Below are 14381 nucleotides of genomic sequence, written 5' to 3' on the forward strand. Positions count from 1 at the left end.
TCATCGCGGGTCGGCGAGGAAGGCCCGCGCCCGGGCATCGTCGACGTAGGCCACGTTGAGGCGCAGCCAGGGCGTGTCGCTCGCCTCGGGCAGGAAGACGTCGCCGGGCGACAGCCGGAGGCCGCGCTTCGCCGCGGCCTCCACCAGCGCCCGGGACGAGGCGAACGCCGGGTGGCGCGCCCACAGGAACATGCCGCCCCGGGGCGTCGCGAACGGCACCCAACCGCCCTCGTGAGCCAGCTTCAGGGCAGTGTCCATGCGCCGCGCGAGGCGCGGCCGCAGCCGCTCCACCAACCGGCGATAACCGCCGTTGCGCAGCAGGGTCGCCACCACCTGTTCGGCAAACGGCGAGGTGGCGATGGTGCTGAGCATCTTGACGTCGACCAGCGTCCTGACCAGCGCCGGCGGCGTGGCGATGAAGCCGACCCGCAGCGAGCAGGACAGTGTCTTGGAAAAACTCCCCACGTAGAGCACCCGCCGCAGGCCATCCAGCGCGGCCAGTCGCGGCGTGGGCGTCGCCTGGAAGTCGGCGTAGATGTCGTCCTCGACGATCCACAGGTCATGGCGCTCGGCCAGCGCCAGCACCCGCCGGGCGACCGCCTCGGACAGGGTCGTGCCGGTGGGGTTGTGCAAGGCGCTATGGCAGAAGAACAGACGCGGGGCATGGCGCTCGATCAGTGCCTCGAGGCGCTCGGGATCGGGGCCGTCCTCGGTCCGGGGCACGCCGACGACGTTGACCCGATGCAGATGCAGCAGCCCGAGCAGGTTGTAGTAGCCCGGGGATTCGACCAGTACGGTATCGCCCGGACGCAGCAGCCCGCGCACGATGGCGTCCAGGGCCTGGCTGCCGCCCGCGGTGGTCAGCAGCTGGTTGGCGTCGACCGCAATGGCCAGCCCCCGCAGCCGCTCCTGCACCAGGGCGCGCAGCTCGGGCGAACCCAGCGGCGTGCCGTACTCGAACAACCCCGTCATCGACTGACGCGTCACCCGGCGCAGGGCGTGGCCGAAGGCCTCCTCGTCGCGCCAGGCGGTGGGCAGCCAGCCGCAGCCCAGGCGTAGATGTTCGCCCTCGGGCTGGAACTGCTGCCACATCTCGTCGGACACGTCGGCCATGCCGGCCCGGGCCTGGTGCTCCGTCGTTCTGCAGACGCCCTCGGCCACGTAGAACCCGGCACCGGGACGCGAGACGATCCGACCCAGCGCGACGAGGCGCTCGTAGGCCTCGATGACCATGTTGCGGCCGACGCCCTGGGACGCCGCGAGGCGGCGGATCGACGGCAGCCGATCGCCGGGGGCGGCGTGCCGCTCGATCCAGCCTCGCAGGCCGTCCGTCAGCTGCTCGACCCGCGGCCGCGGATCTCGCGGATCGATCATCATCCGCATGGGATGCCCCTGCTGGCCATCGGTGTCGTGCCCCTACCGTTCCCGTGAAATCGACCGCCAGTGTACCTTATGGCGCCGCGGGCACGGTGCGAGGCTTGAAGGCTCATCCACCCGCCCGAGGACTCCCATGTCGCCGCTTCCGGGACTGCGCCTGGCCGCCGCCCTCTGCCTGATCACTACCGCCGTCAATCTCCAGGCGCCCTACTATGATGCCCTGGCCGCCCACGACGGCTTCGGCGCGACCGCCACCGGCGTCGCCTTCGCCTGCTACGTGCTCGGCATCCTGCCGGCGCTGCTGCTCGGCGGCGGCCTGCCGGAGCGGTTCGGGCGACGTGCCCTGATCGCCGTTGCCCTGGGCCTGTGTCTCGCCGCCACCCTGCTGACGCTGATCGCCCCCGGCGTGATCACGCTGGGCCTCGCCCGACTGCTGATGGGCATTGCCAGCGCGCTGACCGCCGCCTCGGCCCCCGGCTACATGCGCGCGCTGATGCGCGCCGGCGATGGTCGCCGCGCCACGGCCTGGGTCACGGCCAGCACCTCGCTCGGCTTCGGCCTGGGCGCCGCCCTGACCAGCCTGTGCCTGCTGCGCGAGCCCAGCCTGACGCCGCCGAGCCTGTGGGGCTATCTGCTCGCGGCCTCGCTGGCCCTGGCCGGCCTGTGGCGACTGCGCGACGACAGCCCCGTCACCTCCGGCGCCGTTCGGATCCGCCTGCCGGCCTATCCGCCCGGTGCCGCCACCTTCGGCGCGGCGATCCTGCTGGCCTGGGCCACGGTCGGGCTGGTGATCGCGCTGCTGCCCGGCGTGCTGGAGCGCCACGCACTCTCGGCCTGGTCCGGCTTTGCGACCCTCGGCATCTGCAGCGGCGGCGTGCTCTTCCAGCCCCTGGCCCGCCGCCTGGCGCCGGCGACCTCGGTGCGCCTGGGCCTGGCCATCCTGCCGCTGACCTACGCCCTGATCGCCTGGGGCGCCCTCGAGGGCCAGCTGCTCGCCGTGCTGCTGGGCACGCTGGGCGCCAGCAGCGCCTGCTACGGATTCCTCTATCTGGGCGGCCTGAGCGGCGTGCTCGAAACCGCCGGGGATCGCCCCGACCGCGCCAGCGCCGGCTTCTTCCTGCTGGCCTATCTCGGCTTCAGTGTGCCGGTCGTCGTCACCGGCGGCCTGATGGAGCGACTCGGACAGGCCGGCGCCCTGACGGCCTTCGGCGTGACGCTGTTCGGTGCCTGCCTGCTGGTGGCCACCCGGCTGTGGCGCCAGCAGCAACGCGCCGGACTGGCGACCCGAGACCCCGCCTGAAACGACACCGCCCCCGGAGCGCTTGCTCCGGGGGCGGTGTCGTCGGCGGCATCCGCGCTTGGCGGCGCCTAGCGCGACTCGCGGATCACGTCGGTGCCTTCAGGCAGCGTCACGTCGAAACGCGAGTCCTCCACCGAGACGTTCTGCTCGACGTCGTCGAACTCGATGGCGGTGCGCTGGCCGGTGCTATCGGTCATCTGCAGGAAACCGAGCCGTTCGCCATAGAAGGTCAGCTTGAGCTCCTCGAACAGGGTGTCGGGGCTCTTCGGCACCAGCGCGAAGGTCTCGGCGGTGCCCTGCTGGCTGCTGGTGACCTCGTAGCTCTCGGTCAGCTGGTCGGCGCTGCCGGACAGCAGCAGGGCCGGGGTGTGGGTCACGCGGTCGTCCAGCGGCTGGACGGTGGCCTGCTGGAGGTCGGGATCGTAGAGCGTGACCTCGTCGCCGTCGGAGACCACGACCTGCTCATAGGGGGCGTTCACTTCCCAGCGGAAGCGGCCCGGGCGCGACAGCCACATGCGGCCGCTGGCCTCCTGCAACCGCTGGCCGGAGCCGTCGAGGATCTGCTGGTCGAAGTCGGCGACGTAGGTGTCCAGCGGCTCGAGCATGTGCGCCAGCCGCTCGGCGCCTTCGTTGGCCACGGCGGTCAGCGGGGTCAGGGCCACCAGGGCCAGCGCGGCGAGGGATCGTTTCATGGTCATCTCCTGTTTCCCTGAAGGTCGAGGGCATCCTGCCCGGTAAGACTGCACGGGCCGCGGCGGGTTGCCTCCCCGCCGCGGCTTGCATGGTGGTTGCACGATCGGCGGCTCAGTCGCCCGCCGGGGGCGGCGCCAGCACCTCGCGGGCGCCGTTGGTGCCCATGGTCGAGACCACGCCGGCCGTCTCCATCGCCTCGACCAGGCGTGCCGCCCGGTTGTAGCCGATCTTGAAGCGCCGCTGGACCGCCGAGATGGAGGCCCGACGGCTCTCGGTGACGAAGGCCACCGCCTCGTCGTAGAGGGCGTCCTGCTCGGCGTCGTCGTCGCCGCCACCGCCGCCCTCGGCTTCGAGGCCGGCCAGGGCGTCGGCGGACACGCCGCCGGAGAGGATCTCGTCGATGTACTCCGGCTCGCCGCGACGCTTCCAGTCCTCGACCACCCGATGCACCTCGTCGTCGTCGACGAAGGCACCGTGCACGCGGGTCGGCATGCCGGACCCGGCGGGCAGGTAGAGCATGTCGCCGTGGCCCAGCAGGTTCTCGGCGCCGCCCTGGTCGAGGATGGTGCGCGAGTCGACCCGGGAGGAGACCTGGAACGCCATGCGGGTGGGGATGTTGGCCTTGATCAGGCCGGTCACCACGTCCACCGAGGGCCGCTGGGTGGCGAGGATCAGGTGGATGCCGGCGGCACGGGCCTTCTGGGCCAGGCGCGCGATCAGCTCCTCGACCTTCTTGCCGACGATCATGAACATGTCGGCGAACTCGTCGATCACCACCACGATGTAGGGCAGCTTCTCGAGCACCGGCGGCGCCTGGTGCATCTCCCAGGGCTGCGGCTCCCACAGCGGATCGGCGACCTGGGCCCCGGCACGCTCGGCCTCGTCGAGCTTGGCGTTGAAGCCGGCGATGTTGCGCACGCCCATGGCGGCCATCAGCTTGTAGCGCCGTTCCATCTCGGCCACGCACCAGCGCAGGGCGTTGGCGGCCTCCTTCATGTCGGTGACCACCGGCGCCAGCAGGTGCGGGATGCCGTCGTAGACCGACAGCTCCAGCATCTTCGGGTCCACCATGATCATGCGGACCTCTTCCGGCTTGGCCTTGAGCAGCATGGAGATCAGCATCGCGTTGACCCCCACCGACTTGCCCGAGCCGGTGGTGCCGGCCACCAGCAGGTGCGGCATCTTGCCGAGGTTGGCGACCACGGCGCCGCCGCCGATGTCCTGGCCGAGCGCCATGGTCAGCGCCGAGGCCTCGTGCTGGTAGCGGTCGGAGTCGATCACCTCGCGCAGGCGGATCATGGCGCGGTTGGGATTGGGAATCTCGATGCCCACCGTGGGCCGGCCCGGGATCACCTCCACCACGCGCACGCTCTTGACCATCAGCGAGCGCGCCAGGTCCTTGGCCAGGTTGCTGATCTTGGAGACCTTCACCCCGGCCGCCGGCTTGATCTCGAAGCGCGTGATCACCGGCCCCGGCCAGGTGTCGACCACCTCGGCCTTGACCCCGTACTCGCGCAGCCGCACCTCCAGCAGTTCGGCCATCTCGGCCAGCTGCTCGTCGGTGTAGTTGGGCTCATGATCCTGGGGCGGCGTCAGCAGCCGCAGGCTCGGCAGTTCGCCCTCGGGCTCGGCAAACGCCTCCACCTCGGCGCCCTGGTTCTGCAGGTGCTCCACGGTCCACAGCGTCGGGCCGTCGGGCTCGTCGGCGGCCTGACGCGCCTGCTCGGCGGTCGCCACCTGAGCGGCGGGCGCTTCCTGACGCGGCGGCTCGGCCGCCCGCGAGCCGGGCGCGGCCGACGCAGAAGACGACGGCAGCGGCGCCTCGTCATCGTCGTCCGGCAGCACCGGATCGGGGATCACCTCCGGCACGCGGCGCGGCTCGGGCCGCTCGCGCTCCGGCGGCGCACCCGATTCAGGCCGAGTCTCACGGGGAGCCGCAGGCTCGTAGGACGCCTCGGGCGCCTGGGGCTCGGCCGGCTGATTCGGGGCAGGCTCGGGCTCGGCCTGGGCCGAAGGATCGACCTCGTCATGCGACCAGGGCGGCGCGACCGCCTCGCCCGGGGTGTCCTCGACCGGCATCCCGGACGAAGGCGTCCCGGACGACGGCTGCTCGGCCGTCGACGGTGAGGGCTCGCGCGTCGGCTCGGCCTCCGGTGCCGGCCCGGGGGACGGAGACAACGCGGGCTCCCGAGCCTCGAGTGCCGGCTCCTCGTGCTTCTCCGCGTTCTCTTCGCGCTCGCGCGACACGAACGACTCGTGCCGCGGCTCCCGAGGCTCGACCGCAGCGTCTTCCCGCGGTGCGGAGGCCTGGGGCGACGGCGCGACGGACGCCTGTGCCGGCTGAGCGGGTGAGCGCGCCGCATCGGATGAGTCGCGACGCGGCGTCGGTTCCTCGACCTTGGGCTCGGGCTCGACCGCGCGTGACGGCGTCGGCGCTGCCGACCGAGCGTTCTCCGCCGCTGTGGCAGGCGTCTCCGATTCTGCGGGCTCGGTGGCACGCAGCGGCATGGCGGGCTCACGGGCCTCGCGCGGCTCGCCGCGTTCGGGGGACAGCGACAGACGCGGCTCCTGAGCGGTATAGGCCGCCTCCGGGCGCTTGGCCGAAGGCGTGCGCTCGGGCACCTCCCAGGGAATCTCTGTGTCGCCGTCGTCGCCGAAGCCGGGCTCGCGGCGTCCGCTCTCGGCAGCCAGCGCCGGGGCGGGCTCGCGACGCGCCGGCAGCCAGCGGCGCCACCAGGGCGCGCGTTCCGGGCTCGCCGCGTCATCACGCTCGGCCCGGGCCGAGTCGTCGGCGCTCTTGCTGTCCTGGGTGCTGTCCTGCGCGGGCTCGGCGTCGCCGTCGCCCGCCTCGTCACGGCCGAAGGCGAAGCGCTCGCTGATGCCGGCCCACAACGAGGTGGCGCGGCGGCCCAGCTCGTCCATGATGGTCAACCAGGACCAGCCGCTGAACAGCGGCACGCCGCACAGGATCGCCACCAGCGACAGCAGCGCGGTGCCGCCGGCACCGACCAGCGGCAGCAGTGCGCCGACCAGCCCCTCGCCGAGGATGCCGCCGGCCCCGTAGGGCAGCAGGCTCTCGGGATCGTAGAAGTGCAGCGCACCGAGCGTGGTCGAGCCGAGCAGCAGCAGCATCAGGCCACCGCTGCGCACGGCGAGCGACGTGGCATCCCATTCCAGGCGCACCTGGCCGGCACGGATCAGCCACCAGGCGGCGAAGCCGAGCATGCCCGGCCACCACAGCGCACTCACGCCGAACAGCGAATACAGCACGTCGGCCAGCCAGGCACCGATGCGGCCCATCCAGTTGGCGACCTCGGTCTCGGGGCCACTGCGTGACCAGCCGGGATCGTCGGGCCGAAAGCTGTACAGCGCCAGCAGCAGGAACACGCAGCCCGCCAGCAGCAGGATCACCACGCCTTCGCGCATCGATCCCTGCAAACGCAGGCCGAAGCGCCGGGCCGTTTCCTTGGCAGTCGCTGCGCGTTCGCGCGGCGACGTGGTTGTCTTCTTGGCACTCAAGCGGCCAACCCCCTTGCGCCGAGACGGCGTCTTCCAAATCCAAGGCCAACAATCATACCGAGCCAGCCGCGCCCGTCACAGGGGGCACGCCACGACTTGAGCCGCGCCATCGCGCCGGTCACACTTGGACTTCCACGCCCCGAGGACGTCCACCCCATGCTGCCCTGGCTCCCCGAGCACCCCGTTCGCTTCCCATCGGTCGAGTCCGCCCTCGACGATCCCGGCGGTCTGCTGGCCGCCGGCGGTGAACTGAGCCCGGCCTGGCTGCTCAGCGCCTATCGCCACGGCATCTTCCCCTGGTACAGCGAGGGCCAGCCCATCCTGTGGTGGAGCCCGGACCCGCGCATGGTGCTGTTTCCCGAAGAGGTCCGGGTCCGGCGCAGCCTGGCCAAGCGGCTGCGCAACGGCGGCTTCACGGTCACCGGCGATACCGCCTTCGAGGCCGTCATCGCCGCCTGCGCCGCACCCCGAGACGACGAACCCGGCACCTGGATCACCCCGGAGATGGTCACCGCCTACCGCCGCCTGCACGCCTTGGGCGCGGCCCGCTCGGTGGAGGTGTGGCAGGACGAGACGCTGGTCGGCGGCCTCTACGGCATTGCACTGGGGCCGGTATTCTTCGGCGAATCGATGTTCTCGCGGGCGCCCGACGCCTCCAAGGTGGCGCTGGCGTGCCTCGCCCGCACCATGGCCGCCGAAGGCGGCCGCCTGATCGACTGTCAGATGCATACCGCGCACCTGGCGAGCCTGGGCGCCAGGGACATCGCCCGGCGGACGTTCATCGGCTATCTTGATGAGTGGCTGGACGCGATGCCGGAGCCGCAGGGCGACGGGACCCTCGTCTTTCCACCGCCGGCATGGTCGTTCGAACGCCTCGACGCCGCGAGACAGATGCCCCCGGGAGCCACAGGAGGCGGTCACCTTGAGCAGTAACACTCCCCGCCAGCCGATTCGTGATCTGCGGTTCTTCCTGACCGTGCCGCACGCCTGCAGCTATCTGGAGGGGCGTGAGGCCACCACCCTGTTCCTGGATCCTCAGGAGTCACCGGGCAGCGGCGTCTACGACTCCCTCGCCCCGCTCGGCTTCCGGCGCAGCGGACGACACCTCTATCGCCCCCACTGCGAGGGCTGCAACGCCTGCGTCTCGGTGCGCATTCCGGTCAAGGGCTTCACCCCCAACCGCACCCAGCGCAAGCTCTACCGCCGCAACGCCGATCTCGAGGCCAGGGTTCGCCCGGCGCTGTTCGATGCCGAGCACTACGGGCTCTACGCCCACTACATCCGCACCCGGCACGCCGATGGCGACATGTACCCCCCCAGCCATGAGCAGTACCGCACCTTCCTGACCCTGAATCAGGACTATGCGCGGATGCTGGAGCTGCGCCTCGACGGCCGGCTGCTGGCCGTCTCGGCCTTCGATCAGCTCTCGCACGGCCTGTCGGCCATCTATACCTTCTTCGATCCGGCCGAGGAATTCGACCGCCGCTCGCTGGGCACCTACGCGGTGCTGGCACTGGTGGAGCGCGCCCGTGAGCTGGGACTGCCCCACGTCTACCTGGGCTACTGGATCGAGGAATGCCGCAAGATGGCCTACAAGCAGGCCTTCGCCCCCCTGGAACGGCTCGAGGGACGCCACTGGCGGCGCCTGATCCCGACCTGACATTGCGGCGCTTTTTGCCTTGACGCCCGGCATGCGGCACAATATCGCGCTATCCTGATCGGCACGAGCGGACACACCGCCACTCGTGCCGCCGTTTGTTATCACCAGCGAGGAATTGCCTATATGGCACGCGAAGACCATATCGAAATGGAAGGCGTCGTCGTCGACACGCTGCCCAACACCATGTTCCGGGTCGAACTCGAGAACGGCCACGTGGTGACCGCCCACATCTCGGGCAAGATGCGCAAGAACTACATCCGCATCCTCACCGGCGACAAGGTCAAGGTCGAGCTGACTCCCTACGACCTGTCCAAGGGCCGCATCGTCTACCGCTCTCGCTAGGCCAGCCTGAGGGCATGCATGAAATGCCCTTCAGAAACCCCGCCATCACGGCTCCCAGACGCACAACGCCCCGTCCGAAGACAGGGCGCTGATGGGTTGGCGGGAGCGATCGACGCGCCGCTTCAGGGCGCGTCGGCCAGTTCCGACTCCGACGCCAGGTGCAGCTCGCCGTCCTCGACGCTGACGTGCACCACGCCACCGTGCTCGGCCAGCTCGCCGAACAGGATCAGCTCGGCCAGCGGCTTCTTGAGCTTCTCCTGGATCAGGCGCGCCATCGGCCTTGCGCCCATGTCGGGGTCGTAACCCTTCTCGGCCAGCCAGTCCCGAGCCTCGTCGTCCACGTCGAGCTGCACGCGCTTCTCGTCGAGCTGCGCCTGGAGTTCGATCAGGAACTTGTCGACCACGTTGCGCACCACCTCGGTGGGCAGCGCGTGGAACTGGATGATGCCGTCCAGGCGGTTGCGGAACTCCGGCGAGAAGGTCTTGCGGATGACCTCCATGGCGTCGGTGGAGTGGTCCTGGGTCTGGAAGCCGATCGAGCGCCGCGTGGCCTGCTCGACCCCGGCGTTGGAGGTCATGATCAGGATCACGTGACGGAAGTCCGCCTCGCGGCCGTTGTTGTCGGTCAGCCGGCCGTGGTCCATCACCTGCAGCAGCAGATTGAAGACTTCCGGGTGCGCCTTCTCGATCTCGTCGAGCAGCAGCACGCAGTGCGGCTGCTTGGTGATCGCCTCGGTCAGCAGACCGCCCTGGTCATAGCCGACGTAGCCCGGGGGCGCGCCGATCAGCCGCGACACGGTGTGGCGCTCCATGTACTCGGACATGTCGAAGCGCACCAGGTCGATGCCCATGATATGGGCCAGCTGGCGGGCCACCTCGGTCTTGCCGACACCCGTGGGGCCGGCGAACAGGAAGCTGCCCACCGGCTTGTCCGGCGCCTTGAGGCCGGCCCGCGACAGCTTGATCGCCGCCGCCAGGCCGTCGATCGCCTCGTCCTGGCCGAACACCAGCATCTTGAGGTCGCGGTCGATGTTGGCCAGCAGCTTGCGATCGGAGCTGGAGACGCTCTTCGGCGGAATCCGGGCGATGGAGGCGACCACCGCCTCGACCTGATCGGTGTCGATGGTGTCGACGCGCACCTCGGGCGGCAGCAGCCGCTGGTGGGCCCCGGCCTCGTCGATCACGTCGATCGCCTTGTCCGGCAGGTGACGGTCGTTGATGTAGCGATCCGCCAGCCGCGAGGCGCTTTCCAGCGCGGCGTCGGTGTACTTGAGGTGGTGATGCTCCTCGAAGCGCGAGCGCAGCCCCTTGAGGATGCGGATGGTGTCCTCAACCGAGGGCGCCATGACGTCGACCTTCTGGAAGCGGCGGGCCAGCGCACGGTCCTTCTCGAAGATGCCGCGGAACTCCTGGAAGGTGGTGGAGCCGATGCAGCGCAGCTCGCCGGAGGACAGCAGCGGCTTGAGCAGGTTGGAGGCGTCCATCACGCCACCGGAGGCCGCTCCGGCACCGATCACGGTGTGGATCTCGTCGATGAACAGGATGGCGTTGGGCTGCTTGCGCAGCTCGGCCAGCAGCGCCTTGAGACGCTTCTCGAAGTCGCCGCGGTACTTGGTGCCCGCCAGCAGCGCGCCCATGTCGAGGGAGTAGACGACGGCGTCGCCGATCACCTCGGGCACGTCCTCCTCGACGATGCGCTTGGCCAGCCCCTCGGCAATGGCGGTCTTGCCCACGCCAGCCTCGCCGACCAGCAGCGGGTTGTTCTTGCGCCGCCGGGCGAGGATCTGCACCACCCGCTCGAGCTCGTGATCGCGCCCGATCAGCGGGTCGATCTTGCCCATGCGGGCCTGCTCGTTGAGGTTGGTGGCGTAGCCCGTCAGCGGATTACCGCCCTGCTCGCTGCCGGCCTCCTCGGCGTCCTCGGCCTCGGGCGACGGCGAACTCTGCCCCTGGCCATGACCGGCGACCTTGGAGATGCCATGGGCGATGTAGTTGACGGCGTCCACCCGGGCCACGTTCTGCTGCTTGAGGAAGTAGACGGCCTGACTCTCCTGCTCGGAGAAGATCGCCACCAGCACGTTGGCGCCGGTCACCTCGCTCTTGCCGGAAGACTGCACGTGGAACACCGCGCGCTGCAGGACGCGCTGGAAGCCCAGCGTCGGCTGCGTCTCGCGATCGGCCTGATCCTCGGGAATCAGCGGCGTGGTGGAATTGATGAAATCCTGCAGGTCGGACCGCAGCTTGTCGAGGTTGGCCCCGCAGGCTCGCAGCACGTCCGCCGCCGAGGCGTTGTCGAGCAGCGCCAGCAGCAGGTGCTCCACGGTCATGAACTCGTGACGCTTGGAGCGCGCCACGGTAAAGGCCGTGTTCAGGGTCAGTTCAAGTTCTTTGCTCAGCATGGCAGTCCCCTTCTCGCCGCTTAGGGCTTGCGTCGGACCCTTCTGGGTCCGGCATCATCAACATCGAGCACAAACATCGGCGTTGCAAGTCGCCCCGCCAACGCTGGCGATTTCCTTACTTCGACACGCCGACGCTCAATCCGTTGCTTCGATGTCGCACAGCAGTGGGTGCTGGCACTCCCGGGCGTACTCATTGACCTGATGACTCTTGGTCTCGGCGATATCGCGAGTGAAGATCCCGCAGGTCGCCTTGCCCTGGGTGTGCACGGCCAGCATGACCTGCACCGCCTTCTCGTTGTCCATGTTGAAGAACGTCTGCAACACGTCCACCACGAACTCCATGGGGGTGAAGTCGTCGTTGTGCAAGACCACCTTGTACATCGGCGGTTGCGCGAGCTCCGGTTCCGACGACTGCACCGCCAGGTCGCCGTCGCCCTCTTCCTCGGGCCCGGGAGGCCGCGTCATGCCGGCATGAAGCGACGCGCGGTGCGGCGCCATGCCCTCTTCCTTTGTCTTGAACATAAGCATCACTGTCGCTATCGACAAGCCGGGCGTCCGCCGGGCATTCCAACCGTGTTTGGACGCCGGCGAGGCGATCGGGTTCATCGGGATGAATTCACTGTGCCGTCTTTGACCGCCGCCAGCAATGCAACGGCCCCCGCCCGGGAACGGGCAGGGGCCGGAACACGTCGACGACGCGTCTGTCGCGGGTCGGTGGCGCTTAGCGCTCGGCCACCAGCTCCAGGGCCGCGTTGAGGGTTCGGCTGGGGCGCATCACGGCATCGGCCAGCTCGCCGTTGGCGTGATAGTAGCCACCGATGTCGACCGCCTGCCCCTGAACGGCGTTGAGCTCTTCGACGATCACCGCCTCCTTGGCGGTCAGCTCGGCGGCGAGCTTGCCGAACAGTTCCTTCAGCTCGGCGTCCTCGTCCTGGGCGGCCAGCGCCTCGGCCCAGTACATGGCCAGGTAGAAGTGGCTGCCGCGGTTGTCGAGCTCACCGACCTTGCGCGACGGCGACTTGTTGCTGTCGAGGAACTTGCCGTTGGCCTCGTCCAGTGCCTTGGCCAGCACGCGGGCGCGAGCGTTGTCGAAGGTCTTGCCCAGATGCTCGAGGGACGCGGCCAGGGCCAGGAACTCGCCCAGGGAGTCCCAGCGCAGGTGATTCTCCTCGAGCAGCTGCTGGACGTGCTTGGGCGCGGAGCCGCCGGCGCCGGTCTCGAACAGGCCGCCGCCGTTCATCAGCGGCACGATGGACAGCATCTTGGCGCTGGTGCCGAGCTCCATGATCGGGAACAGGTCGGTCAGGTAGTCACGCAGCACGTTGCCGGTCACGGAGATGGTGTCCTCGCCGCGGCGGATGCGCTCGAGGGAGAACTGCATCGCCTCGACCGGGGCCATGATGCGGATGTCCAGGCCGTCGGTGTCGTGCTCCTGCAGGTAGGCCTCGACCTTCTTGATCAGCTGGGCGTCGTGGGCGCGCTCGGCGTCGAGCCAGAACACCGCCGGGGCACCGCTCTCGCGGGCGCGGGACACGGCCAGCTTGACCCAGTCGCGGATCGGGGCGTCCTTGGTCTGGCACATGCGCCAGATGTCGCCCTCTTCCACCGCGTGCTCGAACAGCACCTCGCCGGCCTCGTCGGTCACGCGCACGGTGCCGTCGGCGGGGATCTGGAAGGTCTTGTCGTGGGAGCCATACTCCTCGGCCTTCTGAGCCATCAGGCCGACGTTGGGCACGCTGCCCATGGTGGTCGGATCGAAGGCGCCGTGCTTCTTGCAGTCCTCGATGGTGGCCTGATAGATGCCGGCATAGCAGCGATCCGGGATCACCGCCTTGGTGTCGTGCAGGGCGTCGTCGGCGCCCCACATCTTGCCGGAGTCGCGGATCATGGCCGGCATGGAGGCGTCGATGATCACGTCGCTCGGCACGTGCAGGTTGGTGATGCCCTTGTAGGAATCGACCATGGCCAGGCTCGGACGCTCGGCGTACAGCGCGTCGATGTCGGCCTCGATCTCGGCCTGCTTGTCGGCCGGCAGCTTGGCGATGGTGGCGTACAGGTCGCCGATGCCGTTGGTGGCGTCGAAGCCGACCTCTTCCAGCGCCTCGGCGTGCTTCTCGAGCACGTCGCGGTAGAACTCGTCGACCACCATGCCGAACATGATCGGGTCGGAGACCTTCATCATGGTCGCCTTGAGGTGCAGGGAGAACAGCACGCCCTGGGCCTTGGCGTCGGCGATCTGATCGGCGACGAAGGCGGACAGCGCCTTGCGGCTCATCATGGAGCCGTCGATCACCTCACCGGCCAGCACCGGGGTGCGCTCCTTGAGCACGCTGACGCTGCCGTCCTGGCCGACCAGCTCGATCTTGACCGCGCCGTCGGCGCCGATCACGGCGGACTTCTCGCTGCCGTAGAAGTCACCCTCGCTCATGTGGGCGACGTGGGAGCGGGAATCGGACTGCCACTCGCCCATGCGGTGCGGGTACTTGCGGGCGTAGTTCTTCACCGACTTGGGGGCACGACGGTCACTGTTGCCTTCACGCAGCACCGGGTTGACGGCGCTGCCCTTGACCCGGTCGTAGCGCGCCTTGATGTCGCGCTGCTCGTCGCTGGCGGGCTCGTCCGGGTAGTCGGGCAGCGCATAGCCCTGGCCCTGCAGTTCCTTGATGGCCGCCTTGAGCTGCGGCACCGAGGCGCTGATATTGGGCAGCTTGATGATGTTGGCTTCCGGCGTCTTGGCCAGCTCGCCCAGCTCGGCCAGGTGGTCGCCCAGCCGCTGCTCGTCGGTCAGGGAATCGGGGAACTGCGAGAGGATACGCCCGGCCAGGGAGATATCACGGGTCTCGACGGAGATGCCGGCGGAATCGGTATAGGCGTCGATGATCGGCAACAGGGAATGGGTCGCCAGAGCCGGCGCTTCGTCGGTCAGCGTATAGATAATCTTCGGCGTTTTGGACATGTGGCGTAGATCTCTCTGGTCACTGCGGTGCATGAAACGGATCGAAGCGCACACTCTCGATGTCGGCAACACGGGCAACCAGGGCGACCGCCGCTCGGCTCGATCGCCGACACGCGGCATCGGCCATCCCTCTGA

10 protein-coding genes are annotated in these 14381 nt (G+C 69.3%); 4 read left to right on the plus strand and 6 right to left on the minus strand.

What is annotated here, in order from left to right:
* The gene (locus CVH10_RS08220) at positions 1-1383 is read right to left on the minus strand and encodes a PLP-dependent aminotransferase family protein (RefSeq protein WP_035595278.1); all 1383 of its coding nucleotides are present in this window, start codon (positions 1381-1383) and stop codon (positions 1-3) included.
* 127 nt (positions 1384-1510) lie between these two features.
* Between CVH10_RS08220 and CVH10_RS08225 the strand changes: the two genes are divergently transcribed.
* Positions 1511-2677 carry an MFS transporter gene (locus tag CVH10_RS08225; protein WP_106488338.1) on the plus strand — a complete coding sequence of 389 codons (1167 nt, stop codon included), beginning with the start codon at positions 1511-1513 and terminating at the stop codon, positions 2675-2677.
* 68 nt (positions 2678-2745) lie between these two features.
* On the opposite strand, the gene lolA is transcribed toward CVH10_RS08225, so the two are convergent.
* Both lolA and CVH10_RS08235 read right to left on the minus strand, forming a co-directional pair.
* On the minus strand, positions 2746-3375 hold the full coding sequence (gene lolA, locus CVH10_RS08230; protein WP_106488339.1) for an outer membrane lipoprotein chaperone LolA: 630 nt from the start codon (positions 3373-3375) through the stop codon (positions 2746-2748).
* A gap of 106 nt (positions 3376-3481) precedes the next feature.
* Positions 3482-6796, minus strand: a complete 3315-nt coding sequence (locus CVH10_RS08235; RefSeq protein ID WP_369335754.1) for a DNA translocase FtsK 4TM domain-containing protein — start codon at positions 6794-6796, stop codon at positions 3482-3484.
* Between the two features lie 249 nt (positions 6797-7045).
* Here CVH10_RS08235 and aat point away from each other — a divergent pair, with 249 nt between their 5' ends.
* From aat to infA, 3 genes are all read left to right on the plus strand, one after another.
* Positions 7046-7822 carry a leucyl/phenylalanyl-tRNA--protein transferase gene (gene aat, locus CVH10_RS08240; RefSeq protein WP_035595269.1) on the plus strand — a complete coding sequence of 259 codons (777 nt, stop codon included), beginning with the start codon at positions 7046-7048 and terminating at the stop codon, positions 7820-7822.
* The gene (locus CVH10_RS08245) at positions 7812-8549 is read left to right on the plus strand and encodes an arginyltransferase (RefSeq protein WP_035595268.1); all 738 of its coding nucleotides are present in this window, start codon (positions 7812-7814) and stop codon (positions 8547-8549) included. Before aat ends, CVH10_RS08245 begins: the two co-directional genes overlap by 11 nt.
* A 123-nt stretch (positions 8550-8672) precedes the next feature.
* On the plus strand, positions 8673-8891 hold the full coding sequence (gene infA / locus CVH10_RS08250) for a translation initiation factor IF-1 (protein WP_013332816.1): 219 nt from the start codon (positions 8673-8675) through the stop codon (positions 8889-8891).
* A gap of 122 nt (positions 8892-9013) precedes the next feature.
* Here the strand turns inward: infA and clpA are convergent, their stop codons facing one another.
* From clpA to CVH10_RS08265, 3 genes are all read right to left on the minus strand, one after another.
* Positions 9014-11290: an ATP-dependent Clp protease ATP-binding subunit ClpA gene (gene clpA, locus CVH10_RS08255; protein ID WP_035595266.1), complete on the minus strand. Its 2277-nt coding sequence runs from the start codon at positions 11288-11290 to the stop codon at positions 9014-9016.
* A 135-nt stretch (positions 11291-11425) separates the two neighbouring features.
* Positions 11426-11788, minus strand: coding sequence for an ATP-dependent Clp protease adapter ClpS (gene clpS / locus CVH10_RS08260; RefSeq protein WP_046080071.1), 363 nt, complete (start codon positions 11786-11788; stop codon positions 11426-11428).
* A 223-nt stretch (positions 11789-12011) separates the two neighbouring features.
* Positions 12012-14246, minus strand: coding sequence for an NADP-dependent isocitrate dehydrogenase (locus tag CVH10_RS08265; RefSeq protein ID WP_035595264.1), 2235 nt, complete (start codon positions 14244-14246; stop codon positions 12012-12014).
* Positions 14247-14381: the final 135 nt, after the last annotated feature.

Source organism: Halomonas sp. ND22Bw, assembly GCF_003011945.1.
Classification (GTDB): Bacteria; Pseudomonadota; Gammaproteobacteria; order Pseudomonadales; family Halomonadaceae; genus Halomonas; species Halomonas halophila.